Origin of the sequence: Azonexus sp. (assembly GCF_036170495.1) — a bacterium.
Taxonomy (GTDB): Bacteria; Pseudomonadota; Gammaproteobacteria; order Burkholderiales; family Rhodocyclaceae; genus Azonexus.
Map to the genome: position 1 here is coordinate 1 of NZ_JAVHPH010000419.1, position 1,798 is coordinate 1,798.

2 protein-coding genes are annotated in these 1,798 nt (G+C 63.3%); one reads left to right on the forward strand and one right to left on the reverse strand.

Features of this window, described 5'->3' with window-relative positions:
* Window positions 1-377, reverse strand: a 377-nt coding sequence (locus tag ADADOO_RS15360) for a YebC/PmpR family DNA-binding transcriptional regulator (RefSeq protein ID WP_511278376.1), incomplete at its 3' end; no start/stop codon positions are given.
* 159 nt (window positions 378-536) lie between these two features.
* Here ADADOO_RS15360 and ADADOO_RS15365 point away from each other — a divergent pair.
* The coding region (locus tag ADADOO_RS15365; RefSeq protein ID WP_511278377.1) for a helicase HerA-like domain-containing protein at window positions 537-1,798 on the forward strand (1,262 nt) is incomplete at its 3' end.

Here is a 1,798-nt window from a genome sequence, read left to right on the forward strand (position 1 = left end):
GAACCCATGTTGCCGCCGAACTTGGAAAAGGCGTGGCGAACTTCGGCCACCGTGCGCACCTTGTTGTCGGTCAGGCAATCGACCATGATCGCTGCACCGCCGATGCCGTAGCCTTCGTAGCGGATCTCGATGTACTCGACGCCTTCGAGTTCGCCCGTGCCCTTCTTGATCGCTGTGTCGATCTTGTCCTTGGGCATATTGACGCCCTTGGCCTTGTCGACCGCGACGCGCAGGCGCGGGTTGAAGTTGATGTCGCCGCCGCCCATTTTGGCGGCAACGGTAATTTCCTTGGCAATCTTCGAGAAGGCGGCACCGCGCTTCTCGTCCTGGCGACCTTTACGGTGCTGGATATTGGCCCACTTGGAATGACCAGCCATGCTGTTTTCCCTGAATGCAAATAACGAAGAAGGCGTGATTTTACTCGCCCGGCGGCTTCTCGTCAGGCCGGCGTAGCACGCCGACTTACGCTATTTAACAAAGCGCCATCCCGGCGTTGCTAGAATGCGGGAATACCATTCCCGCTGGAGTCTGCCGTCATGTCCGAACCCATGTACCTCGCCAAATCCGAAGACGGTTACCCGGCCCTGCTGCCGCAGATGGCCAACCGCCACGGGCTGATCACCGGCGCCACCGGCACCGGCAAGACGGTGACCCTGCAGTCGATGGCCGAACGGCTCTCGTTTGCTGGCGTGCCGGTCTTCATGGCGGACGTGAAAGGAGACCTGTCGGGCATGGGCGCCGCCGGTACCCCTTCGGAAAAACTGCTCAAACGCATTGCTGAACTCGGTCTCGAAGGCTTCGCCCCCTACGCCAACCCGGTCGCCTTCTGGGACGTCTTCGGCGAAAGCGGCGTGCCGATCCGCGCCACCGTTTCCGACATGGGCCCGCTGCTCCTCGCCCGCCTGCTCAACCTCAACGACACGCAAGGCGGCGTCCTGCAATTGGTCTTCAAGATCGCCGACGATCAGGGTCTGCTCCTGCTCGACCTCAAGGACCTGCGCGCCATGGTCCAGCACGTCGGCGACAACGCCAAGACGTTCACCACCGAATACGGCAACGTCGCCTCGGCCTCGATCGGCGCCATCCAACGCGGCCTGCTGACGCTCGAACAACAAGGCGGCGACCAGTTCTTCGGCGAGCCGATGCTCGACATCAACGACCTCATGAAAGTCGACGAAAACGGCCGTGGCGTCATCAACGTGCTGTCGGCCGAAAAGCTCGTCCAGGCCCCGGCCCTCTACTCCACCTTCCTGCTCTGGCTGCTCTCCGAACTGTTCGAGCAACTGCCCGAAGCCGGCGACCTCGACAAGCCCAAGCTCGCCTTCTTCTTCGACGAAGCCCACCTGCTGTTCAGCGACGCGCCCCAGGCGCTGACCGACAAGGTCGAGCAGGTCGTCCGCCTGATCCGCTCGAAGGGCGTCGGCGTCTATTTCGTCACTCAGAACCCGCTCGACGTCCCGGAAAAAATCCTCGGCCAGCTCGGCAACCGCGTCCAGCACGCCCTGCGCGCCTTCACCCCGCGCGACCAGAAAGCCGTTCAGGCCGCCGCCGAAACCATGCGCGCCAACCCGAAATTCGACGCCGCCACGGCGATCACCGAACTCGGTGTCGGCGAAGCGTTGGTTTCCTTCCTCGACGAAAAAGGCCGGCCGACCATCGTCGAGCGCGGCCTCATCTTCCCGCCCGCCTCCCGCCTCGGCCCGCTCACCGCGGAGGAACGCCAGGCCATGATCCAGTCCAGCCCGCTGCTCGCCACCTACGGCACCACGGTCGACCGCGAATCCGCCTACGAAATCCT